This window comes from Acinetobacter sp. UNC436CL71CviS28, from assembly GCF_000620525.1.
Taxonomy (GTDB): Bacteria; Pseudomonadota; Gammaproteobacteria; order Pseudomonadales; family Moraxellaceae; genus Acinetobacter; species Acinetobacter radioresistens.
In genome coordinates, this window is record NZ_JIBB01000027.1 from 17962 (window position 1) to 41172 (window position 23211).

Genomic DNA, 23211 nt, shown 5'->3' on the forward strand with positions numbered 1-23211 from the left:
CATGAAATTTAATCTCTCTGAATGGGCACTGAACAATAAAGGTATTGTCCTTTATTTCATGCTCTTGCTAGGCATTATTGGTGCAATTTCTTATTCAAAACTCTCACAAAGTGAAGATCCGCCATTTACCTTTAAAGTCATGGTCGTACAAACCTACTGGCCAGGGGCAACAGCCAAAGAAGTTTCTACTTTAGTTACGGACCGTATCGAAAAGGAACTGATGACCACAGGTCAGTATGACAAGATTATGGCGTATTCCCGTCCAGGCGAGTCGATGGTGACTTTTGTTGCTAAAGATTCTCTCACTTCTGCGCAAATTCCTGATGTTTGGTACAACGTTCGGAAGAAGGTCAATGACATTCGCCATGAACTCCCAAGTGGGGTGCAAGGTCCATTTTTTAATGATGAATTTGGCGATACCTTCGGTAATATTTATGTACTGACAGGCAAAGACTTTGACTATGCGCTTTTGAAAGAATATGCCGATCGTTTGCAATTACAACTACAGAGAGTCAAAGATGTAGGCAAAGTTGAGCTGATTGGGCTACAAGATCAGAAAATCTGGATTGAAATTTCAAACACTAAAGCGGTTCAGCTCGGTATTCCTGTTTCTGCCATACAAGAAGCCCTACAAAAGCAAAATAGCATGGCAAGTGCAGGCTTTTTTGAAACTGGAACGGATCGTATTCAAATTCGAGTAAGTGGCCAACTACAAAGCGTAGATGACATTAAAAAAATGCCTTTACTGGTAGGCGATAAAACCATTCAGCTTGGTGACGTTGCTGATGTCTACCGTGGTTTTAGCCAACCTGCTCAGCCGCGTATGCGTTTTATGGGTGACAATGGTATTGGTATTGCCGTATCTATGCGTAAAGGCGGCGATATTATTGCCTTAGGTAAAAATCTGGAAACAGAATTTGCCCAACTGCAAAAAACATTACCTCTAGGTATGAAACTACAAAAAGTATCTGACCAACCAGTAGCGGTACAACGTAGTATCCATGAGTTTGTCAAAGTACTTGCTGAAGCAGTCATTATTGTCTTGTTAGTGAGCTTTTTCTCATTAGGTTTCCGGACGGGTTTAGTCGTCGCTTTTTCCATTCCTTTGGTTTTAGCAATGACTTTTGCTGGCATGAATTTATTTGATGTCGGTCTGCACAAGATTTCGCTTGGTGCCCTAATTCTAGCTTTGGGTTTGCTTGTAGATGATGCCATTATTGCGGTCGAGATGATGGCCATTAAGATGGAGCAGGGGTATAGCCGAATTAAGGCCGCCGGATTTGCATGGAAAACAACAGCATTTCCGATGTTGACGGGGACATTAATTACCGCCGCAGGCTTTTTACCTATTGCTACGGCTCAGTCCAGTACAGGTGAATACACACGCTCTATCTTTCAGGTCGTGACGATTGCTTTATTGGTGTCTTGGGTTGCCGCAGTTTTATTTGTACCTTATTTGGGTGAAAAACTACTACCTGATTTTACCAAGACAGGTCATCAAGCACCTTGGTATGTCCGTTTATGGGCAAGAATAACTAAAAAACCGCAACCGCAAAGTGTGGCCATTTCACAGGACCATCATTACGATCCTTATCAATCTAGTTTCTATTTACGTTTTCGGAAAATGGTCGAGTTTTGTGTGACCTACCGTAAAACCGTGATTGCAACAACGGTGGGGATTTTTGTGCTGTCTGTACTCATGTTTAAGATGGTGCCACAGCAGTTTTTCCCGCCTTCAAACCGCGCTGAAATTTTAGTCGATTTAAAACTCGAAGAAGGCGCATCGTTAACCGCTACAGAGCAAGCGGTGAAAAAAGTTGAACAATTCCTGTCTAAACAAAAAGGTATTGATAATTATGTAGCCTATGTCGGTACAGGTTCACCACGTTTTTATTTACCTCTAGACCAGCAATTACCGCAAGCCAGCTTTGCGCAGTTTGTTGTTTTGGCATCGTCGCTTGATGATCGTGATGAAATTCGCCGTTCGTTAGAAACCCAAATTAAGCAGTTACTCCCACAAGTCCGTACTCGTGTGTCATTACTGGAAAATGGGCCTCCGGTCGGATATCCGATTCAGTACCGGGTTTCAGGTGAAGATTTAAATCTGGTACGTAAAGAAGCACAGCAGGTTGCTAGAGTAATTAGTGAAAACCCGAATACCACCAATGTGCATTTGGATTGGGGCGAGCCAAGCAAGATTATTTCCATTCAAATTGATCAAGACCGTGCGCGACAAATGGGTGTGTCCAGTCTCGATTTAGCTAACTTCTTGAACGCCTCAATTACAGGTAGCGCAATTGAACAGTATCGTGAAAAGCGTGAGCTGATCGAAATCCGATTACGTGGTGATAAAGCTGAGCGCGTTGAAGTAGCTTCACTGGCGAGCCTTGCAGTACCAACAGCGAATGGAACAACTGTGCCTCTAGCCCAGATTGCGAAAATTGAATACAAATTTGAAGATGGTCTGATTTGGCACCGGAATCGGTTACCGACAATTACTGTTCGTGCAGATATTCGTACCAATTTACAGCCAGCTACTGTTGTTGGTGAGTTAGCTGAATCAATGGACAAGTTACGCGCTGAGCTGCCAAGTGGCTACCTCATTGAAGTGGGGGGAACAGTGGAAGAGTCGGCACGCGGACAAAGTTCGGTCAATGCCGGTATGCCACTCTTTTTGGCAGTGGTCATGACATTACTCATGATTCAGCTGAAGAGTTTGTCTCGGGCAACAATTGTATTTTTGACTGCACCATTAGGCTTAATTGGCGTTGTTTTATTCTTACTTTTGTTTAATAAACCATTTGGTTTTGTTGCCATGCTGGGCACGATTGCCCTGTCTGGCATGATTATGCGTAACTCTCTGATCCTGATTGACCAGATCGAGCAGGACATACAGGCCGGTCATGATCGCTGGAATGCCATTATTGATGCGACGGTTCGGCGTTTCCGTCCTATTATTCTGACGGCCTTGGCGGCGGTTCTGGCCATGATCCCCCTATCACGCAGTATTTTTTTCGGTCCGATGGCTGTAGCGATTATGGGTGGACTGATTATTGCGACGCTGTTAACACTATTTTTCTTGCCAGCTTTATATGCAGCATGGTTTAAGGTGAAAAAACCGTAAATATGCAGTAATTTTTGCTGAATATGAGGTGCGAAATATTGAAAACTTCAATATAGTAGCACCTTATCTTTTACACAAAATAACACAGCAAATTTCATTGCATAAAAATAACTGATGCATGCAATGAATGAGGTCAGAGAATCCATGAGGCAAGACCATATCGAACAGCATCGCCGTTATATTGTAATTTCTTATGCGTTCATGTTTCTTGCATTGTTTACGGTTATTTTTGCGGCCTTTGCTTATCTGGTCGCTCGTAAAGTAGCTGTTGTGGATGATGCGGAAGTTTGGATTCATGCTCATGCGCTATGGATTATGCGCAATGGTATTCTATTCCTCCTCATGTCAGTTTTTGCTGTGGTCTGGTTTATTCCTCTCTTCTTTTTTGCATGGGATAGCAACCTTTGGGTAACGGCTTCAACAGTTGCTGGTGTAGTTTTTAGTGCTATTGCCTGGTTATTTTTATTAAATGCATGGTTAAAAGGCTTGTCTAAATATTTAAAAAATAAGGCAGTTTTTTAATATATCTGTTTTTTGAAAGTTTTCCCCTTGTAAATTCGGCTAAAGCCCCCCATTTAGTCGGCAATAGAGTATTGATAAAATTTCCGTGAGGAGCACCGCCAAACATGGCTAAACGTGATTATTATGAGGTTTTAGGCGTTTCAAAAACCGCAAGTGATGATGAGATTAAAAAAGCCTATCGTAAATTGGCGATGAAATATCATCCTGACAGAAACCCTGACAATGCCGAGGCTGAAGAAAAATTTAAAGAAGCTTCTGAAGCTTATGAGATTTTATCGGACAGCGAAAAACGCAGCATGTATGACCGTATGGGACATAATGCGTTTGAAGGCGGCTTTGGTGGCGCTGGTGGTGGCTTTGGCGGTTTCAGTGCAGAAGATATTTTTAGCCAGTTCGGTGATATCTTTGGTGGAGCGTTTGGTGGCGGCGGACGTCAGCAACGCCAACGTCGCGGTTCAGATTTACGCTATGTAATGGAACTTACCCTTGAGGAAGCTGTAAAAGGGGTTAAAAAAACAATTACCTTTACTGCTCCAGCACCATGTGATGTGTGTGATGGTAAAGGCTCTAAAAATCCAAAAGATGTAGAAACTTGTAAAACTTGTCACGGTTCAGGACAAGTGCGTATGCAGCAAGGTTTCTTCTCTGTACAACAAACTTGTGGCACATGTCGTGGCCAAGGCAAAATTATTAAAAACCCATGCCATGCATGTCATGGTTCAGGTGTCGCAGATCGTCAGCAAACATTAGAAGTGACGATTCCTGCAGGTGTGGATAATGGTGACCGGGTACGTCTGAGTGGCAAGGGCGAAGCTATTCGTGATGGCCAGTCAGGTGACCTCTATGTTGAAGTCGTAGTGCGTGAGCATGAAATCTTCCAGCGTGATGGGGCTGATCTGTATATGGATGTGCCTGTCAGCATTGCTGATGCAGCGCTTGGCAAGGAAATCCAGATTCCTACACTTGAAGGCCGTGTAAGTCTGAAAATTCCTGAAGGTACCCAGACCGGAAAGCTGTTCCGTTTACGGGGTAAAGGCGTACGTCCGGTACGAAGCAGCATGGTAGGCGATCTGCTTTGCCGTATCGTGATTGAAACTCCGGTCAATCTGACCAGCCATCAACGTGAACTGCTAAAAGAATTGCAGGCCTCTTTTGATGGTGAAGACAGTACGTCTTCACCGAAGAAAAAGTCATTCTTTGATCGCCTGTTTGACTAAGCAGGTGCTCTGAGATAAAAGGCAGCTATTGAGGAGCTTTTCTTCATAGCTGCTTTTTCTTATTTAAAATAATCTGGAATACTTAACAAACCTGTCTGTTTAGTCACAGGTTTATTCTGGCTGTATGGCATCAATATCATTCCAGCTTACCAGTTCTTCCTGCCCAGTGGCTGAGGTAGAGGCCTGGAGTATACTCTGCTGGGTAACCTGTGCCGCAGAAGACTGTTCCTGTATTCTACTTGTCTGCTCATCGGGCATAATAGTGTCAATTTCCTCGACTGCAATACTTGTAGCTGTTTCATTCTGAACCTGTACTGTCCCAGACGGTAAAGAGGTCTGGCGCAGAGTCGTCGTGATGCGTGCTGTAGATAAATTTGCCAGTGTATCGCCCGCTTGAACTACCGGCTCAGCCCAGACTGCACCCGTACACAGTATTAAAACGATTCCCAAACCCGTAAAGTGAAAGCGCATATCTTTTCCTTATTTGATGACACCCAATGGTGCTGGCTAGTCTGCGCCTGCTTGTTTAAAGAATTGTGAAAAATACGAAATTGTCTGAACATTTTTTAATATTTTTCAGCAGTTAACTGGATAAATAAAGTCATGAATGAGCTAAAAATATTGCTTCTTCTTTGAACTGCTTGTTTTCTTAATGGTTCATTTTTATAAAGGAACTTTAAGCCATAATTTTTCCAGACAAGTTTCAGAGAGCGGGAAGAGTTTTGTTATAGTAGAGCAATTTTAAAGATGACTGCAGGGAAAATGTTATGTCAGCAACTCCACGTATTGGTGTTTTAGGTGCAGGTGGCCGTATGGGCCGGATTCTGGTTCAGGCTGTCCAGCAGGCAGGTTACCAGCTGGCAGCAGCAGTAGAGCGTCCAGAGAGCTCACTGGTAGGAGCCGATGCGGGTGAGCTGGCAGGTATTGGTACGCTGGGAGTCAAAGTATCTGGTCAGCTGGCTGACGTGCTTAATGATTGTGATGTAATCATTGATTTTACTGCACCTGCTGCCACTGAACAGCACTTGAAACTTTGCCGTGAAGCAGGGGTAGCAATGGTCATTGGAACCACTGGCATGAATGATGAACAAAAAGCCGTACTGGAAGAAAGTGCTAGCCAGACACCTGTAGTTTATGCAGCCAATTATTCAGTTGGAGTCAATGTGTCGATCAAACTGCTCGAGCTTGCAGCAAAAGTGTTTGGTGATACAGTTGATATTGAAGTGATTGAAGCACATCACCGTCATAAAGTCGATGCTCCATCGGGTACTGCGCTCATGATGGGTGAAGCGATTGCGGATACCTTGGGCCGTAATTTAAAAGAAGTGGCAGTTTATGGCCGCGAAGGCCATACTGGCCCACGTGAGCGTCAGACCATTGGCTTTGAAACTATTCGTGGTGGCGATATTGTTGGTGAGCATACTGTCATGTTTATCGGGGAAGGTGAGCGTGTCGAAGTGACCCATAAGGCAACCAACCGGATGAATTTTGCCGCCGGTGCAGTACGTGCAGCCGCATGGGTCGTTGGACGTGAAGCAGGTAAATATGATATGAAAGATGTGCTTGGATTCAATGATATCCAGATGTAGCGCTAATGGCCCTTTTCAGGAAGAAAGGGGCCTGATTACACTTATATAAAAAGTATGAAAAATAAAAATGAGAAAGAAAACTATATTCAATATTTGCTTGATGTTACTGAGTCTGTTAATTACTCAATTTACCTCGGCAGAGCAGGCCAGACTAAAAATTAATAAACAGAATATCAAAGTCTGGACTTACCAGATGTCTCGCAACCCGGCTGCATCCTATAAGGCAGAGACAGTATTTAATGTACCCTTGGAACGGGCTGTTGCGCTGATTATGGATGTTGAGCGTGCCCAACAATGGGTCCCATATATGGGGAAAATCAGTATATTAAACCGAGATGATCAAGCTGGAGAATTTTTGCTGCATGTGGTAATGGACTTACCTTTTCCGCTTAAAGATCGTGACCTTATTATTCAAAGTAAAATTACTAGAGAGCGTAATGGTACAGTGAATATCCGTAACCGGGGTATGGCAGACTCCCGTTTTAGTCAGCCTGACTATATACGTCTTCAAGACTATCAGGGGGACTGGACTTTTCAGCGTTTAGGTGCAAATAAAGTTAAAGTCACCACAATGGGATATGTAAACCCGGAAGGCAGTTTGCCCATCAGTTTTATGAACATATTTGTGGAACAGCAGCCTTACCAAATGCTTAAAATCATGCGATCCGAGCTTGAACGGCCTATGTATATCAATGCCAAACTTCCTGTAGCTATTCAATAACGTTATTTCAGCCTGCCTTACAGGCTGAAATTGATAACACTTATGATTCACAGGCTATGGAAGGCTGTTGTCCTTTCCTCTGGATGAATACCAGAAGCAGGCCTACTATGCTCAGTACTGCGCCACTGACCGACACTGCCATATAACTCCAGCCCATGCTAAGTACGGCACCACCCGCTACAGCGCCAAGCGCATTACCCAGATTAAATGCCCCGATATTAACTGAGGACGCAAGTCCTGGTGCATCATGAGCGGCTGACATTACCCGCATCTGTAAAGGGGGTACCAGAGCAAAGGTGGCTATGCCCCAGATCACCAGTCCGACTGCTGCCCCCAGTGGATTTTTTGCCAGTAACGGAAAGAGCAGCATACTGACGATCAGCAATACAAAGAAACCGATTAGGGTTTTGTCCAGAGACAGGTCAGCAAATTTTCCGCCTAAATGATTGCCGATCGAGAAACCTATACCAATCAGTACCAGCATCAAGGTAATGAATCCTGGAGATGCCTGGGTAAATTCAACCAGGCTCGGGGCAATATAGGTATACAGGGTAAACATTGCACCAGAGGCCAATACTGTGGTCAGCATTGCCAGTACGACCGGCCTGCGTGTCAATACTTTCAGCTCAGCTCTTACATCAGGCCTGCTACCTCTATGGTCTTTAGGTAAGGCTTTCCATAAAGATAGCATCGTCAGCAGACCAAGACCGGTAATTGCCAGAAAGGACATTCGCCAGCCAATATTTTGTCCAACCCAGGTTGCCAGAGGGACACCACCAATATTGGCAACAGTCAAACCCATAAACATAGCTGCTACTGCGCTGGCCTGTTTATGGACCGGAACGACACTGGCGGCTACTACAGACCCGATTCCAAAAAATGCACCGTGGTTTAAACTGGTGATAAGACGTGCACCCATCAGACTCATATAACTGGTAGAAACTGCTGTCAGCAAATTACCTATAGTGAAAATAGCCATAAGTAGAATAAGTGCCTTACGGCGGCTAAAGCTGCTAAACCATAAAGTCATCACTGGAGCGCCAAGCATTACGCCCAGCGCATAACCAGTAATCAGCATACCAGCTCTCGGAATAGAAACATCAAGATCCCCGGCAATATCAGGTAACAGTCCCATTGGCGAGAATTCGGTTGTACCAATCGCAAACGCACCGACTGCAAGGGCAAGCAGCGGAAAATTAATTTTCATCCGTACTTAATCCCACGCTGGTGCCAGCTGCTCCGGACTGATTTCCCGTCCATTACGTTCAAGTTCGGCGATTTGCTGCATTTCTTCATGGCTCAGCAGAATTTTCTGGGCTTCTAGATTACTGAGCAGGTGCTCACGCTTGGTAGAAGATGGAATTACTGAAAAGCCCTGCTGCATGGCCCATGCCAGGGCAATCTGGGCGGTACTCGCTTCATGTAAGGCTGCAATACGCATAAGAACAGGGTCTTGCAGCACCTTGCCATAAGCCAGTGTCATATAAGAGGTAACCTGTATATTCTGGCTCTGCAGATATTGTACTAATGTACGGTTTTGCAAATAAGGGCTTAGCTCGATCTGGTTGGTTACAATCTGGTCTGGTCCAACTGCTGCAATCGCCTCTTCTGTCTGGGCAATATTGAAATTGGACACACCAATATGTTCGGTGAGTCCCAGCTTTTTGGCTTGATACAGGCTCTGCACCAGTTCAGCAGCAGAGTAGCCCAGACCGGGTGCTGGCCAATGAATGAGTGTCAAGTTCACAGCATTTGTCTGTAACTTGTGCAGGCTGTCCTTCAGGCTGGCAATCATCCGTTCTGGTGCATAATTTCCAGTCCAGATCTTGGTGGTTAAGAAAAGCTCCTGTCGGGAGACCTTGCTTTGCTTTATGGCTGTACCGACTTCTGCTTCATTACCATAAATCTGGGCTGTATCAATCGCCCGGTATCCAACGTCGAGTGCCTGGCTGACTGAATCAATGACGGCTTGGCCAGACAGGCGAAAGGTACCTACACCGATTTTAGGAATAATCATCGTAACCTCGATCATATTTTTAAATAGTTAAGATTATTTTGTCGGAAGCTTTGTTGCTAAAAAAGTAGATAATCTGCAAAATATTATTGTTAATTTGTCATTAATTGGATGTGATGAAATCTACTTTTGAAGAGCTGCAGGTTTTTGTCAGTATTGTGGATAGTGGTTCGATTGTTAAGGCGTCTGAACAGCTCGGCCAGTCAACTTCTGGATTAAGCCGTATTTTGCAGCGTCTGGAGAGTAAGTTAAACGTTACGTTACTGGAACGTACTACCCGCAAGCTCTCGCTGACACAGGAAGGCCAACTGTTTCTAGAGCGTGCACGCAAGATTATCAATGAGCTGAACGATGCTGAAGAGCTGCTGCTTAAATCTGACCACGAGGTTTCCGGTAAAATCCGGATCGATTCGGCCACCCCCTTTGTGCTGCATGTAATTGCTCCACTCATGCAGAAATTTATGCAGCGCTATCCATATATTGAAATTGAACTGAACAGCCATGACCAGATTATTGACCTTTTAGAACATCGGACCGATGTGGCTATCCGTTTTGGTCAGCTGAATGATTCAAGTCTGCATGCTCGTTTACTCACTCAAAGCCGCTTATATATAGTTGCAAGCCCCGCTTATCTGGAACAGTATGGCACTCCACAAACTGCTGGGGAGCTATTGCAGCATCAGTTAATCGGGTTTAGTTCTCCCAAGCATTTGAACACTTGGCCTCTCAAACTGGGTAATGAATACTTTACCGCAACTGCACCAATTCGGGCATCTAATGGTGAGACTGTACGGCAGCTGGCCCTGTTGCATCATGGAATTACCTGCCTGTCTGAATTTCTGGTGGGTCAGGATCTGGCCCAGAACAGACTAGTTGCCTTGTTTGAAGACCAGATTGAATTACATTATCAGCCTATTCATGCGGTTTATTATCAGCAGGAACATTTACCAAAACGGGTCAGGCTACTGATCGAATATCTGGTACAGGAATTAAGCTCGGGTTTTCATTTTGAACCATTTACCTGAGAGGCTGGCACAGGCAAACGGAGCTCAAATAATGGGAGCCTGAGCTGTCTGGATGTCTGCAATAATTCGAGTCGTAAATGCTGCTGCTGTTGTGAACAGACAAACTCGATTTTAGGCTGAAGTAGACCTGTCATAATCAGCCCGTTTTCAGTAGGTTTCTTATAAAGATAATGCCACTCTGTGCTGGAAGGGAGTGCTGTAATTTTCCAGAGCTGATAGCCAGGCAGTGACTGCATTTTTAAATAACCTCCAATTAATGACTGACACAGTGCATTTTGAGAAGTATTCTGCTGATATTGTGGCTGACAAGCTGCTAGCCATAGACAAATAAATAATAAAGTACAAGTTTTCATCAAGTTTTGCTCAATTTTAATTTTTTTCAGCTTAAACCTATGCTATAGAGCATTACAGACACAAAAAAATTTAAAAAAGCAGTACAGATATGGCATTTCACTACCAACTTCTTGCCAGTCAGCTGGCCGGAAAAATTCACAGCCAAGCTTTAAAAGCCGATCAGCGGCTCAGTTCTCTTCGGGATTTTGCCCGGCAGCATGAAGTGAGCCTGAGCACTGCACAAAGCTGTTATGAATTACTGGAAGCTCAAGGCTTAATTTATGTACGGCCCAGATCTGGCTATTTTGTGAAAGGGCAGTCATTACAAAACCCGTTACCCCGTCATTTAGATTTCCAGTCCAGACCGCGTGATGTCAGTAATCTTGAACTGCAAATTGAAATACAGCAGGCTTCCATTCAGACTAATTTAGTACATCTGGGGGCTATCCAGCTATCACCACAACTGGTACCTGTAGAGGCTTTGCGCCGTTCGATTCAGCGTGCGCTCAAGCATAGCCAGCCGGAAGACTTTCTATACAGTGACCGGCAGGGCCATAAAAAGTTACGTCAGGCTTTAAGCGAACACTGGGCAGAAGATGGCCTGTATATTCAGCCAGAAGATATTTTAATTACCAGTGGCTGTATGCCTGCATTATCACTCATTATTCAGCAGCTTACTGAAGTGGGTGATAGCATTCTGGTACCAACCCCAAGTTTTAATGGCCAGTTACAGCTACTGGCCAGTCTGAAGCGTAAAATTATCGAAATACCGGCCAGTCATGCAGGCGTTGATCTGGACCGGCTGGAACAGATGATGCAAAGCGGGCAGGTAAAGGCCTGTCTGATGACTGCGAATTACCAGAATCCGCTTGGCTACTGTCTGACCAATACAGAAAAGGCACAGATTGCACAGCTGGCAGAACGCTACCGCTGTTATGTGATTGAAGATGATATTTATGCTGAATGCGGCTTTAATCTGGAACGACCATTACCTATTAAGTACTGGGATCAGGCCGGTTATGTCATCTACTGCGGTTCAGTTTCCAAGTCTTTATCATCTGCTTACCGCATTGGGTGGGTATGTATCAGCCAGCAGCTACAGTCTTTTAGAATCGGGTTATTAAATGGAAATGCCATCGTCAATACACCATTGCAGCTTGCACTGGCCGATCTGATATATAGCCGCAGTTACCGTGAACATTTAAATAGTTTACGCCCCCGTCTTATGCAGCAGGTAAGACAATATCAGGAATATATTTTAAAGGCTTTTCAAGGCGTTAAAATCGGTCTAAGTCAGCCTGAGGGTGGTTATGCCCTGTGGCTGGAATTTCCGGTACAGATTGACGGACTAGAAATGTATCATTTTGCACAGCGGCATGGTATTAACATTGTACCGGGAGAAGTATTTGGAGAAGACCGGCGCTACCGGCATTTTATCCGTTTAAATGCCGGACATGGCTTAAGTCATGAGATCTGCCAGTCAATTGATAAACTGGCAGAATGGGTAAAACAAAAACTTGATAACACAGACAGTTAGTCAAAATCTGCTTTTAAAACCACCCGGTAACGTACTTGACCTGAGTGCAGGCGTTCAATAGCTTCATTAATCTGTGACATTGGAAACAGTTCAATCTGTGGAGCAATATTTTTACGTGCTGCAAACTTGAGTAACTGACGCAAAGCCGCCGGTGAACCGGTGGGTGAGCCCGTCACTGATTTGTTCCCTCCAATAAGGGTTCCTACTGGTACCTGCATCGGTTCAAGGGTGAGTCCCAACATATGTACGGTACCATGTGGTGCCAGTGTGTGTAGATAGGATTTCCAGTCCAGACTGACATTAACGGTACTGAGCAATAAGTCAAACTTGCCGTATTGGTCTTTAAGTGCCGCAGAATCACGGCTGTTTACTACGTGATCTGCACCCATTTCAATCAGCTCGGGTGTTTTATCCAGACTGGAAGTGAAAGCAGTAATTTCGCAGCCCCATGCTTTAAGCAGCTTGATGGCCATATGGCCCAAGCCCCCAATTCCGATAACACCGACATGATGTACAGATTGAATCTGATGTTTTAATAAGGGGTCAAATACAGTAATACCGCCACAGAGCAGGGGGCCGGCACTTTGTGGATCCAGATCATCGGGAAGAGGAATCGCCCATTGCCAGTCGGCACGAACTTTTTCAGCAAAACCGCCAGCATGGTCAACAATAGTCGCTTTAGAACCACCATTACACATTACCTGATCGCCGGCAATACAGTAATCACAATGCTGACAGCTTTCTGCTGTCCAGCCGATACCCACACGTTGACCCAGTTGCAAGCCTCTGGCTTCTGAGCCTAAGCCAATAATTGTACCGATAATTTCATGACCAGCCACAACCGGATAAACCGAACTGCCCCAGTCATTATTTAGTACTGAAATATCAGAGTGACACAAGCCACAGTACTCAACCTTGACTTCAACCTGATGTGGCTGTAAATCACCGGCATCGAACTCATAGGGAACCAGTGCTGCACCTGGCTGCATGGCAGCATAGGCACGAATAGTATTCTTCTGACTCATAACAACTCCTTGGCAGAAAAGCGGATGTTTGGCTTAGACTTAAATTTACAGCTATTTTCATGATCATCAACCATACCGACTGCCTGCATAAAAGCATAACAGGTCGTCGGTCCAACAAATTTGAAACCATATTTTTTTAAAGTTTTTGAAAGTGCAAGACTGGTCTCTGTCTGGGCAGGAGCCTGACGAAAATCTGTTACATTTCGATATAAAGGTTGACCATCGACAACTTGCCATAACCAGAGGCCTACGTCACCGACTTCAGCTTTAAGTTTTTGCCAGGCAACTGCGTTGTCACGAATAGCCTTCAACTTGCCCAAGTGACGGATAAGACCTGAATCCTGCATTTTTTGCTGTAACAGCTCATCACTCAAGCTGGCAATCTTAGCAATTGGATATTGAAAAAAATGCTGCCGATAAGCCTGGCGTTTTTTTAAAACGGTAATCCAAGAGAGGCCGGCTTGCTGACCTTCCAGACACAGCATTTCAAATAGGCGTTGCTCATCATATTCAGGTTTTCCCCACTCTTGGTCATGATAGGCAATATAAAGCGGGTCATCCGAGCACCATCCGCAGCGCTGAGGGGTCATCATGGTGCTCCCTGAGTGGTTTAACTTAAGGTCATTAAATAGTAAATCTTATCCACTCACTGGTAAGATTATTCCAAAAATATAGTTCGGCAATAGCAAGATCGTCAAACTTTAACCAGAAATCTTTACCATTCTTATCATTAAAACCTGTGCTGATCATCAGCGCATCTTCAGTAATTTCCATTATCCAGCCCTGGTAACTCTGTCCGGCCAGCACAATTTTCTGCTGGTTTCCAGATTCTGCAAACTCGACCAGCCGTTGAATTAAAGCTTCTGACATATTTTTTTCCTAACGCAGATACAGATAAGGATTCACTGCACCACGACCTTTGCCTTGCAGATAAATTCCATAATGAAGATGAGGGGCTGTATGACGGGCATTACCAGTATTGCCTACGTAACCGATGAGCTGTCCCTTTTTAATATAATCACCGACTTCCAGACCTCGCTTGTGCCCATCAAGATGGGCATAATAGTGCCAGCTGCCACCTGGTCCCAAAATCCAGATGACTTTACCTCCAAGATTGTTATTGCGCAGATCTGCGATCAGCCCCTCTGTGGCACTATAAACTTTTGTACCGCGTGGAGACATAATATCAATACCTTCATGAGTGCGTCCTTTACTACGTGACACTCCCCAGGTATCACTGAGTTGTTGACGCTCCATACTCTTCACTGGAACCGGCAAACGCGGAGCAAGCTGCATACGATGAAGTTTACTTACTTGGGCAGCGGGTAGGGCAGAAGGTTTTTTCGGCGCAGAGGTACAGGCCGCTATCAAGATAAAACACAAACTTAAAAAAATATAACCGGCAAAACGTGACACACGACTTCCTTGATTAAATAAGTTTATAAAATGACAGTAACCAGTATGTCATCACTCGATAAGCTGAATCAATTTTTTCATAGCCGTTGGCAGACCACGCATTAGAGCCTGTTCAGGGCTCAGCCATTCACCACCCAGTTCAGTCTGTAGAAACTCACGTTGTTCTGGTTCCACGTGGAACAGATAGGTATCCAGCAGCCAGGTAAAATGAGTGAAGCCATGTGTAAACTGAATGGGCGCTTGTTTCTGCTTTAAACCATATTGTGCCAGCAGCTGAGAAAACTGCTGCTTATCTTCAATTATAGGCAGACAATACAAGCCGCCCCAGAGACCGCTAGCTGGCCGCTGCTGCCATAACCATTGGTCTTGGCTTTGCAATAATAAGATATGGCCCTGTTTCAGCGGCACAGGCTTTTTTGGTTTTTTATAAGGCAATTCAGTTTCTAATCCCTGCTGATGGGCAAGACAGTGCTGCTGCATCGGGCAGTAAAGGCATAACGGTTTTTTGGGGGTACAAATGGTAGCACCCAGATCCATGATAGCTTGCGTATAATCATGGTTACGTTCAGTCGGACATAGCTCTTCTGCCAGTTTCCAGAGTCTGCGTTCCTGTACCGGCTGGCTCAAATCTTCTTCAATTGCAAAAAAGCGTGCCAGTACCCGTTTAACATTGCCATCCATAATGACACCATACTGGCGCAATCCGAGTGACATTAATGCGCCTGCTGTCGAGCGGCCTATACCGGGCAAAGCAATCCAGCCCTCAAGACTGTCTGGAAATTTGCCTTCACAGCTAACTATTCCAGCTGCTTTATGCAGATTTCGGGCACGTGCATAATAGCCCAGCCCAGCCCAGTATAGGGCTACTTCATCCCAACTAGCCAGTCCCAAGTCATTTACAGTAGGAAACCGCTGGATAAAGCGTTCGAAATATTGCAGCACAGTCTTGACCTGGGTTTGTTGAAGCATAATTTCTGAAACCCAGACTTTATAGGGATCATCACTGACTTGCCAAGGCAGATCATGCCGGCCATGAACATCAAACCATTCAAGTAAAGCATGTGAAAAGGAAAATTCGGACATATAAATTTCAGGCAAGAATTACCTAGAGATTATAGCTGAACTACAGCGAGAATAGATTTTTTAGTTGGAAAAAGGCTGTTTCATGGCAGGTGTTTTAAACAGCTTAAAGATTAAGTATTAAAGATAAATAGCACCGTTATAGTAAACGGCAGAAATCATTAAACCCAGTAACCAGGATAAAAGATGATGCCCTAGGCATCATCTACTCATTTATTCTTCGTCCAGTATTCCCCAGCGCTCGTCCAGTCTTAAAGCCTGACCCGCATAGCGTGGAATAATATGGATATGGAGATGCTGGGAAGCTTCTCCAAAGACAGAACCATCATTAAAGCCGATATGGAAACCTTCAGGCTGATGACGAATTTTAAGTTCATTACGCGCCAGTTCCAGAAGCGACATCAGACTTTTACGTTCTTTATCAGTGACATCGAAAAATGAACTGATATGGCGCAGGGGAATAATAACAGAATGTCCCTTAGATAACGGTTTTGGCTCAGGCAAAATGGCACCAAAGTCATTTTTATCAATCACATCATATTCATCAAAGTCACAATATGGACAATTATTTTCAATCATGATTATACCCTCATCGTTTTATTTATAGGTTGAATCTATGCAGTAAGGTAATCAGCACCTTACTGCGGTTTTAATCTTTTATAGGTTAAAGGTGACGTTGTAGCAAATCATACATGGCCTTTAAGCTTTGTCGCTCTGCTTCTGCGTTATAGCCCAGATCTACTCCATTGGCCCGGGCACGTTCATCGGCTAATGGATTACTAAAACCATGTTTTGCTGCTTCAAATACAATAACATCATGCTCTACATCCGCTGCCTGCATTTCCTGCTTGAAACTGGCTACATCATCTAGAGTGACCATGCTGTCGAGTTCACCGTGCAATACCAGAACTTCAGCCTGAATTTTTCCAGGCTGTGCCGGCTCTTTTGCAGAGAGATTACCGTGAAAAGTAGCAACGGCTTTAAGTGGTGCACCTGAGCGTGCCAGATCAAGGACGACCTTGCCCCCATAGCAAAAGCCTATTGCTGCCAGTTTATCCGGATTTACTTCATTTTGTTCAGCCAAAGCCTTTAGGCCAGCTGACGCACGAGTCACTATTGTGTCCGGATCCTGAAAAGTTTGGGTCATCCATTCATTGGCTTGGCCCGCGTCGATAGTTACCTTTTTGTCACCATACATATCAATTGCAAGTGCAGCATAACCATGCTCAGCCAGCTCACGGGCACGTTGTTCAGTATATTCAGTTCTGCCCCACCATTCTGGCGCTACAATCACACCCGCTACTGGTGCATCAGATTCTGGCGCAGCAAAATAGCCAACTAAATTGGTACCATCTGCTACGTTATAATGAATTTCGCGGGTTTTGATTGTTGAAGTCATTCTGATCAATCCTTGTATAAACTTAAGAGAATGACCTGATTAAATCATAAAAAATATTTAAAATGACTGAAAAGAAAAAGAATATAAAAGAAGAAATGTGAAAATTTATGTTTTTAATAAGATGAAAAAATAAAAAAGAAGGATAAATCCTTCTTTTTTATAACACGATGAATATATATTTATACTCGGCCGCGTGAGATAAAACCAACGATTGCCAGAATAACTGCAATCACAAGCAGAATCACTGCAAAGTCTTTAGATAAGCCTGCTACGCCACCAAAACCTAACAGACTTGCAATTAGTGCAATCACCGCAAAAATAATCGCCCAACGAAACATAATTTATCTCCATAATTTTTTATTAATGTGTTTTTAGTATAGAGAGCAAAATAAAATATAAGTGTGAGCTTTGTGTTTAAAAATTATACCAGGTATTGCGTTAAGTAAATGATTTGTGAGAGATGTATTTTTTAAAAGTCAAAACACACAATGATATACTGTTCAGGTAGTAAATTTGTATGAAGTATTATGGTGAAGCCGTTGCGTCCACAGTTTTGGAAAGTCTATCCACTTGAACAACTTAGCCCGGAAGAGTGGGAAGCGCTTTGTGATGGCTGTGGTTTGTGTTGTCTGGTCAAACTTGAAGATGAAGAGACTCAAGAGGTTGCCTATACCAAAGTTGCCTGTAAATTACTGGACTGCAAGACAGCGCGGTGCAGTGATTATACCAACCGGAAACAGCAGGTTCCTGACTGTATCCAGCTGACTCCAGAAAAGCTCGCTACAATTCACTGGTTACCTCCGAGTTGTGCTTATCGCCGTCTGTCTGAAGGTAAAAATTTACCTTCATGGCACTATTTGAATACCGGCAGTCGCCAAAGTGTGATGAAAGCCAAAAAATCAGCAGCCGGCCGCTGTATTTCTGAACTGGACATTGAGGAAGACCAGATAGAAGAATATATCGTGCGCTGGGTACGTTAAATTAAAAATAAAAGAGAAGTATCTCAAGCTTCTCTTTTATTCTATCTCATCCGAGCTTGGCCTGAATCCGTTCTTTCCATGAGGTCCGGATAATAGTAAGGCTGGAGCTTAAGCCAAGTAAAATCATAATTAAGGCTACAATTAAATCTGGCCAGACCTGCTGTGTTCCAAATACGCCTACAGCAGCCAGAACTACCGCTATATTACCAATCGCATCATTACGACTGCACAGCCACACAGACTTCATATTGGCTTCGCCATCCCGAAAAGCATATAGAATCAGGGCAGTCAGGATATTAGCGATCAGTGCCAGTGTACCAATAATACCCATAGTAATTGCTTCTGGCGGTACACTATGTATATAGGACCAGACCACTTTGCCCAGAACAATGAAAGCAAAAACCAGCATCATCAGTCCTTTTAGCAGGGCAGCTGTTGCGCGCCAGTATAATCCAAGACCCAGTACGAAAATAGAAATCAGGTAATTGAAAGAATCTCCTGCAAAATCCAGTGCATCAGCCCAGAGTGAAGTGGAACCTGTATGTGCTCCACCTGTAACCTCAACAATAAACATAGTGAAATTTAAAAATAGGGCTATCCACAGCGCATTTCTGAATTTACGGCTTTTGGCCTGTGTTTCCTGACAACTACAGCAACCTGCCATTATTCAACTCCTGAAAGATCAGATAGAATAATTAAAAAGTCTGGAGTAACTCCAGAGTCAAGAGGGGAACGTATGCTGTATTCGATTGGTGAACTGGCTAGGAAAAGTAAAATTTCGGTAGACAGTATTCGCTTTTATGAAAAGAAAAATCTGCTTTCGCTGCCATTACGGGGTAATAATAACTATCGTTATTATGATGACACTGCGCTTGAACAGCTTATCTTTATCCGGCATTGCCGTGAACTGGGAATGTCACTTAAAGAAATTGGACAGCTGACTGAACTGTTGAAAAAGCCGTATCAACAGTGCAATACAGTTGATCAACTGCTAGAAGATCATTTGGGACATATTGAACAAAAACTTCAACGCCTTGAAAATTTCCGTACAAAGTTACAACAGCTGCGCCAGACCTGTCGGGCTGACCTTACTATTCAGAACTGCAAAATTATTTCTGGCCTTAAGCACCCTGAACCATAAGCTTTAACTTTCCTGAAAATTAATTAAATCAAAAGGAAATATTTGGTAAAGCAATACTTTGATTAAATCGGACAGATATATTCATTCATTTGTATGATGGAAAATATAGTCAGAATTTAAGAGAGAAGTAATGTATAACAATAAATTCCGCATAACATCTATATTATTTTTTAGCCTGTTTACCTTGTATGGCTGTAATTCAAATCAGGGACACACTAATACTCCGGAAAGCCATCAACAGGCTGACCAGACTTCAACTTCTAAGCAATTACAGATATTTAAAGTACAGCAAATTACCCAGTTTAATGAACCTTGGGCACTCGCTATCCTACCTGACCAGCGACTACTGGTCACTGAACGAAAAGGTCAGCTCAAGCTATTTGACCCGCTGACAAAACGTACAGTAAATATCACAGGTCTGCCTGAAGTAGCATACGGTGGGCAAGGCGGTCTGGGCGATATCGTATTGCATCCAAATTTTAATCAAAACCAGTGGGTTTACTATAGTTATGCGGAAAAAGGTGCTGGAGGACAGGGAGCAGCTGTCGCCAGAGCCCGGCTGGACCTGAACAGTGCAGTGCCAGCTTTAAAAAACCATGAAGTAATCTGGCGTCAGATACCAAAAGTTTCGGGGCAAGGCCATTATGGTCATCGTCTGGCTTTTGACCATGAAGGAAAACTCTGGATTGCCTCAGGTGAGCGCCAGAAGTTTACGCCGGCACAGGATATGAAATCTAATCTTGGGAAAGTACTGCATCTAAACGATGACGGTACACCGGCCAGTAATAATCCATTTGCACAGCAGAGTAGAGTAACCGCCGAGATCTGGTCATTCGGACATCGAAATCCGCTTGGGATTGCATTTGATGCTAAAAATCAGCTCTGGGTCGTAGAAATGGGACCGAAAGGTGGGGATGAGCTGAACCTGATTAGAGAGGGGAAAAACTATGGTTATCCCATCGTTTCCAATGGAGACCATTATGATGGTAAAGCGATTCCTGACCATTCAACCCGACCTGAATTTCAAAAACCCGAGCTAAGCTGGACACCTGTCATTTCTCCCTCGAGTCTGCTGATTTATCAAGGCCGGCAATTTCCCAAGTGGCAGGGGAAGGCACTGATTGGAGGGCTGTCTTCAGAGGCTTTGATTATCGTAGATCTGGAGCAAAACCCGGCGAAAGAAATTCAGCGTATTGATATGAAGGAACGTATTCGGGGATTACAGGAAGCTCAGGATGGTTCGATCTGGGTTATTGAGGATGGCAAAAATGCAAAACTTTTGAAACTAACGGCTGGCTCATGAAGCATCGGGGTATGAAGCTGATATTTAAGCCAGAATATTTGCTATTTTTGCCCCGCACTTATATACAGTACTGCTTAAAAACTGCCGTGCAGCAGCCTGAAAATACGCTACTATAAAAGCTTATACAGTAATGCAAAAAGAATATGTCAGATACTCAAATCCCTCTACCTGAACGTCTGCGTCCACGTGACCTCTCAGAAATTATCGGACAGGATCATCTGCTCGGTGAGCAGGCACCTTTACGGCAGATGATTGATCAGGGGCATTTGCCTTCTATTATTTTCTGGGGTCCACCGGGTGTGGGTAAAACTACTATTGCCTTGCTTCTGGCACAGGCTGTAGATCGACCTTTTATTAGCCTTTCAGCGCTCAATACTGGGGTTAAAGAACTACGGGAAATTATTGCTGAAAGTGGCGATCTGCTGACACCTGTAGTTTTCATTGACGAAATTCATCGCTTTAACAAGTCTCAGCAGGATGCGCTATTAAATGCGGTAGAGAAAGGTAAAATCACCTTAATCGGAGCGACAACTGAGAACCCGTCTTTTGAGGTAAATGGTGCGCTTTTGTCACGCTGCCAGGTTTATACCTTAAATATTCTTGATAGCGAATCTATTCAAACCTTGCTTGATAAAGCACTTCAAACAGATGAATTTTTAAAAGAACGGCATATCCAGATTGAAGAATATGATGCACTCATCCAGTTTGCTGCTGGAGATGCTCGCAAGGCACTCAATCTACTTGATCTGATTGCCAGTACCTTTGAACCCGGCCTTGAAAATATAATTAATAATGCCATCGTGGTTAAGGTTGCACAGCAGAATATCGCACGTTACGACAAATCCGGTGAACAGCATTATGATTTAGTATCAGCATTTATTAAGTCAATTCGGGGAAGTGATCCGGATGCAACTTTGTACTGGATGGCCCGGATGCTTAAAGGTGGAGAAGATCCGGTATTTATTGCACGCCGTATGCTGATTGCAGCATCAGAAGATATTGGCAATTCTAATCCGAATGCACTTTTACTGGCTGGAGAATGCTTCCGTTCAGTTCAGGCAGTGGGTATGCCTGAAGCACGGATTATTTTAGGTCAGACAGCAGTATATCTGGCTACCAGTGCGAAAAGTAATAGTACTTATCTGGCAATTAATAAGGCCTTGGCCTTGGCCGAGAAAACTGCCAACCTGCCTGTTCCCCTACATTTAAGAAATGCGCCTACCAAAATGATGAAAGATCAAGGTTATGGAGTGAATTATCTATATCCGCACGATTATCCGGAGCATTTTGTATTACAGGAGTACTTGCCCCCTGAGCTAAAAGGTACTCAATTGTATGAGTCGGCACGTAATAAGCGGGAAGTGGAAGGTGAGAAGCTACAACAGCGCCGCTGGCAGCAACAACAGCAACAGTAAATCAAGGGCCGTACCCGGGCCCTTGTTTTTAGGATTTAAAAAGTCTGTTAATGATATTCAGCCTATTTTTCTAGATATTATTTTGAAAAGTTGAGTCTTCCGATAAGCCTTTTTTATTTTTGGTATATTTATTTATATTTACTTAATGGGTTATATAAAAAATAAAAAATTTCATTAAATATTTTAAAGTTATTTATTCTCTTAATTTTAAGATCATAAGTTAGTAATTGGCTAGAGATAAATTTTTTAAATAGAAAATTCCAAAATTTTTAATCTTTAGGCACTCTATATAAGGAATTTAAATTATATAAAATATTTAATAGTATTTCTTTTATAGCTAAAAAACTCAATTTTTATAAGTTTACATTGAACACTAATTGTACAAATAAAAGTAACCTAGTTAAAATTTAAACTCTATAAAATGACACTAGCTCAACATAGAAAACAGCTTTTTAGCATCAAAACAACATATTAAATTTAATTAAATTCTCATAATTAATATATCAAATAGATGGCTGGAGAGTAACCTATGAGACTTAATACAATCGACTGGATTGCATATGCTTTAACAATTATTGGTGGAATTAACTGGGGCCTGGTTGGTGCATTTAATTTTGATCTAGTTGCTGCAATTTTTGGTGAAATGAGTGCTCTATCCCGAATTATTTATGTATTGGTTGGTTTGTCTGCACTTTATCTAATTTATACGGGTACTAAACTGGGTAAAACAGTGCACCATGACCCTCATGCAAAAGTTGTTCGCTAAGTAAGCCTAATATTTTAAATTTTATATAAAAATGGAGTCTTGGCTCCATTTTTATTTTTATAAAACACTATTTTTACCTTTTTCTTAATATTTAAAAGCCACTCTATAAATATTAGCTTATAGCTTTTCTATTATTTTTTATAAATTTCCTACTGCTGCTTTACAGTTAAATATTAAATTTCTATTTTAAAAATTAACTTCTTATTTTAATGGAAACTATTTAATCAATACTATTCACCCAATTATAAAACAATTAATAGAATATTCTAGCAGAGATCCTCTTTTAAAATTAGGGCAGAGTAAAACTTGAAGTGCGACATAAACCACCTAATTAATTTAAAGGGTTTATGGAGTATATAAAATTGTCATACCATCATCTTAACTTTGAAGATCGTACTGCATTAATGCTTGAGTCAAGAAAAGAAGGCTTTTCAGCCAGAAAATTTGCTGAACTCATTAAAAGACATCCTAGTACGATCTATCGTGAGCTTAAAAGAAATAGCATCAATGACGTTTATCAAGCTCGATATGCTTCTGATAACACCTTCGCTAGACGTAGACGTGGTCACAGAAAACTCAAAATCGATTCAATCCTCTGGAAATT

The 23211-nt window shown here is 43.0% G+C and carries 26 protein-coding genes; 13 read left to right on the top strand and 13 right to left on the bottom strand.

The genetic code is table 11. The features are described from left to right. The first annotated feature begins 1 nt into the window (after window position 1). The 3 genes from N518_RS0110695 (at window position 2) to dnaJ (ending at window position 4863) form a co-directional block, all read left to right on the top strand. A complete protein-coding gene (locus tag N518_RS0110695; RefSeq protein ID WP_026444229.1) occupies window positions 2-3124 on the top strand; it encodes an efflux RND transporter permease subunit in 3123 nt (1040 codons plus the stop codon). Between the two features lie 144 nt (window positions 3125-3268). Next, complete coding sequence (locus N518_RS0110700; RefSeq protein WP_026444230.1) at window positions 3269-3646, top strand: hypothetical protein; 378 nt, start codon at window positions 3269-3271, stop codon at window positions 3644-3646. Window positions 3647-3750: 104 nt separating this feature from the next. Next, the gene (dnaJ, locus tag N518_RS0110705; RefSeq protein ID WP_026444231.1) at window positions 3751-4863 is read left to right on the top strand and encodes a molecular chaperone DnaJ; all 1113 of its coding nucleotides are present in this window, start codon (window positions 3751-3753) and stop codon (window positions 4861-4863) included. A 111-nt stretch (window positions 4864-4974) separates the two neighbouring features. Here the strand turns inward: dnaJ and N518_RS0110710 are convergent, their stop codons facing one another. Continuing rightward, complete coding sequence (locus tag N518_RS0110710) at window positions 4975-5334, bottom strand: hypothetical protein (RefSeq protein WP_005017659.1); 360 nt, start codon at window positions 5332-5334, stop codon at window positions 4975-4977. A gap of 296 nt (window positions 5335-5630) precedes the next feature. On the opposite strand from N518_RS0110710, the gene dapB reads away from it, so the two are divergent. After that, window positions 5631-6452: a 4-hydroxy-tetrahydrodipicolinate reductase gene (gene dapB / locus N518_RS0110715; protein WP_005017661.1), complete on the top strand. Its 822-nt coding sequence runs from the start codon at window positions 5631-5633 to the stop codon at window positions 6450-6452. A 67-nt stretch (window positions 6453-6519) separates the two neighbouring features. Next, window positions 6520-7173: an START domain-containing protein gene (locus N518_RS0110720; protein ID WP_026444232.1), complete on the top strand. Its 654-nt coding sequence runs from the start codon at window positions 6520-6522 to the stop codon at window positions 7171-7173. A gap of 40 nt (window positions 7174-7213) precedes the next feature. Here the strand turns inward: N518_RS0110720 and N518_RS0110725 are convergent, their stop codons facing one another. Both N518_RS0110725 and dkgB read right to left on the bottom strand, forming a co-directional pair. Beyond that, entirely contained in the window at window positions 7214-8380 is a 1167-nt protein-coding gene (locus N518_RS0110725) for an MFS transporter (RefSeq protein WP_005023917.1), read from the bottom strand. A gap of 6 nt (window positions 8381-8386) precedes the next feature. Continuing rightward, the gene (gene dkgB / locus N518_RS0110730) at window positions 8387-9190 is read right to left on the bottom strand and encodes a 2,5-didehydrogluconate reductase DkgB (protein ID WP_005023920.1); all 804 of its coding nucleotides are present in this window, start codon (window positions 9188-9190) and stop codon (window positions 8387-8389) included. 113 nt (window positions 9191-9303) lie between these two features. On the opposite strand from dkgB, the gene N518_RS0110735 reads away from it, so the two are divergent. Beyond that, complete coding sequence (locus N518_RS0110735; RefSeq protein WP_005023922.1) at window positions 9304-10212, top strand: LysR family transcriptional regulator; 909 nt, start codon at window positions 9304-9306, stop codon at window positions 10210-10212. On the opposite strand, the gene N518_RS0110740 is transcribed toward N518_RS0110735, so the two are convergent. Next, window positions 10191-10565 carry a hypothetical protein gene (locus tag N518_RS0110740; protein ID WP_005017672.1) on the bottom strand — a complete coding sequence of 125 codons (375 nt, stop codon included), beginning with the start codon at window positions 10563-10565 and terminating at the stop codon, window positions 10191-10193. The genes N518_RS0110735 and N518_RS0110740 overlap by 22 nt on opposite strands. A gap of 89 nt (window positions 10566-10654) precedes the next feature. On the opposite strand from N518_RS0110740, the gene N518_RS0110745 reads away from it, so the two are divergent. Next, the gene (locus tag N518_RS0110745; protein ID WP_005023924.1) at window positions 10655-12082 is read left to right on the top strand and encodes a PLP-dependent aminotransferase family protein; all 1428 of its coding nucleotides are present in this window, start codon (window positions 10655-10657) and stop codon (window positions 12080-12082) included. Here N518_RS0110745 and ahr read toward each other — a convergent pair. From ahr to N518_RS16795, 8 genes are all read right to left on the bottom strand, one after another. Continuing rightward, window positions 12079-13107, bottom strand: a complete 1029-nt coding sequence (gene ahr / locus N518_RS0110750) for an NADPH-dependent aldehyde reductase Ahr (protein WP_005023926.1) — start codon at window positions 13105-13107, stop codon at window positions 12079-12081. The genes N518_RS0110745 and ahr overlap by 4 nt on opposite strands. Next, window positions 13104-13697 (bottom strand): DNA-3-methyladenine glycosylase I, encoded by a 594-nt coding sequence (locus N518_RS0110755; protein WP_005023927.1) that lies wholly within the window; start codon window positions 13695-13697, stop codon window positions 13104-13106. Before N518_RS0110755 ends, ahr begins: the two co-directional genes overlap by 4 nt. Before the next feature lie 34 nt (window positions 13698-13731). Further along, window positions 13732-13977: a hypothetical protein gene (locus tag N518_RS0110760; protein WP_005023928.1), complete on the bottom strand. Its 246-nt coding sequence runs from the start codon at window positions 13975-13977 to the stop codon at window positions 13732-13734. Window positions 13978-13986: 9 nt separating this feature from the next. Next, entirely contained in the window at window positions 13987-14523 is a 537-nt protein-coding gene (locus tag N518_RS0110765; RefSeq protein WP_005023931.1) for a M23 family metallopeptidase, read from the bottom strand. Between the two features lie 51 nt (window positions 14524-14574). Beyond that, entirely contained in the window at window positions 14575-15606 is a 1032-nt protein-coding gene (gene mutY, locus N518_RS0110770; RefSeq protein WP_005023932.1) for an A/G-specific adenine glycosylase, read from the bottom strand. Between the two features lie 210 nt (window positions 15607-15816). Further along, window positions 15817-16182 (bottom strand): HIT family protein, encoded by a 366-nt coding sequence (locus N518_RS0110775; RefSeq protein WP_005023934.1) that lies wholly within the window; start codon window positions 16180-16182, stop codon window positions 15817-15819. A gap of 85 nt (window positions 16183-16267) precedes the next feature. Continuing rightward, the gene (locus N518_RS0110780) at window positions 16268-17002 is read right to left on the bottom strand and encodes a dienelactone hydrolase family protein (RefSeq protein ID WP_005023935.1); all 735 of its coding nucleotides are present in this window, start codon (window positions 17000-17002) and stop codon (window positions 16268-16270) included. 179 nt (window positions 17003-17181) lie between these two features. Then, window positions 17182-17340, bottom strand: coding sequence for a DUF1328 domain-containing protein (locus N518_RS16795; protein WP_005017692.1), 159 nt, complete (start codon window positions 17338-17340; stop codon window positions 17182-17184). Between the two features lie 189 nt (window positions 17341-17529). Between N518_RS16795 and N518_RS0110790 the strand changes: the two genes are divergently transcribed. After that, window positions 17530-17982 (top strand): YcgN family cysteine cluster protein, encoded by a 453-nt coding sequence (locus N518_RS0110790; RefSeq protein ID WP_005023938.1) that lies wholly within the window; start codon window positions 17530-17532, stop codon window positions 17980-17982. 46 nt (window positions 17983-18028) lie between these two features. Here the strand turns inward: N518_RS0110790 and N518_RS0110795 are convergent, their stop codons facing one another. After that, the gene (locus N518_RS0110795; protein ID WP_005023940.1) at window positions 18029-18646 is read right to left on the bottom strand and encodes a cation transporter; all 618 of its coding nucleotides are present in this window, start codon (window positions 18644-18646) and stop codon (window positions 18029-18031) included. A gap of 72 nt (window positions 18647-18718) precedes the next feature. Here N518_RS0110795 and N518_RS0110800 point away from each other — a divergent pair, with 72 nt between their 5' ends. The 5 genes from N518_RS0110800 to N518_RS16800 all read left to right on the top strand — a co-directional run. Continuing rightward, a complete protein-coding gene (locus tag N518_RS0110800) occupies window positions 18719-19123 on the top strand; it encodes a MerR family transcriptional regulator (RefSeq protein ID WP_005023942.1) in 405 nt (134 codons plus the stop codon). Window positions 19124-19253: 130 nt separating this feature from the next. Next, the gene (locus N518_RS0110805) at window positions 19254-20426 is read left to right on the top strand and encodes a PQQ-dependent sugar dehydrogenase (RefSeq protein ID WP_005023944.1); all 1173 of its coding nucleotides are present in this window, start codon (window positions 19254-19256) and stop codon (window positions 20424-20426) included. Window positions 20427-20569: 143 nt separating this feature from the next. Further along, window positions 20570-21841, top strand: coding sequence for a replication-associated recombination protein A (locus tag N518_RS0110810; RefSeq protein WP_005023946.1), 1272 nt, complete (start codon window positions 20570-20572; stop codon window positions 21839-21841). Window positions 21842-22370: 529 nt separating this feature from the next. Next, window positions 22371-22607, top strand: a complete 237-nt coding sequence (locus N518_RS0110815) for a DUF378 domain-containing protein (RefSeq protein WP_005023947.1) — start codon at window positions 22371-22373, stop codon at window positions 22605-22607. Between the two features lie 404 nt (window positions 22608-23011). Beyond that, window positions 23012-23211: helix-turn-helix domain-containing protein (locus N518_RS16800; protein ID WP_230400566.1), on the top strand; the 200-nt coding region annotated here is incomplete at its 3' end.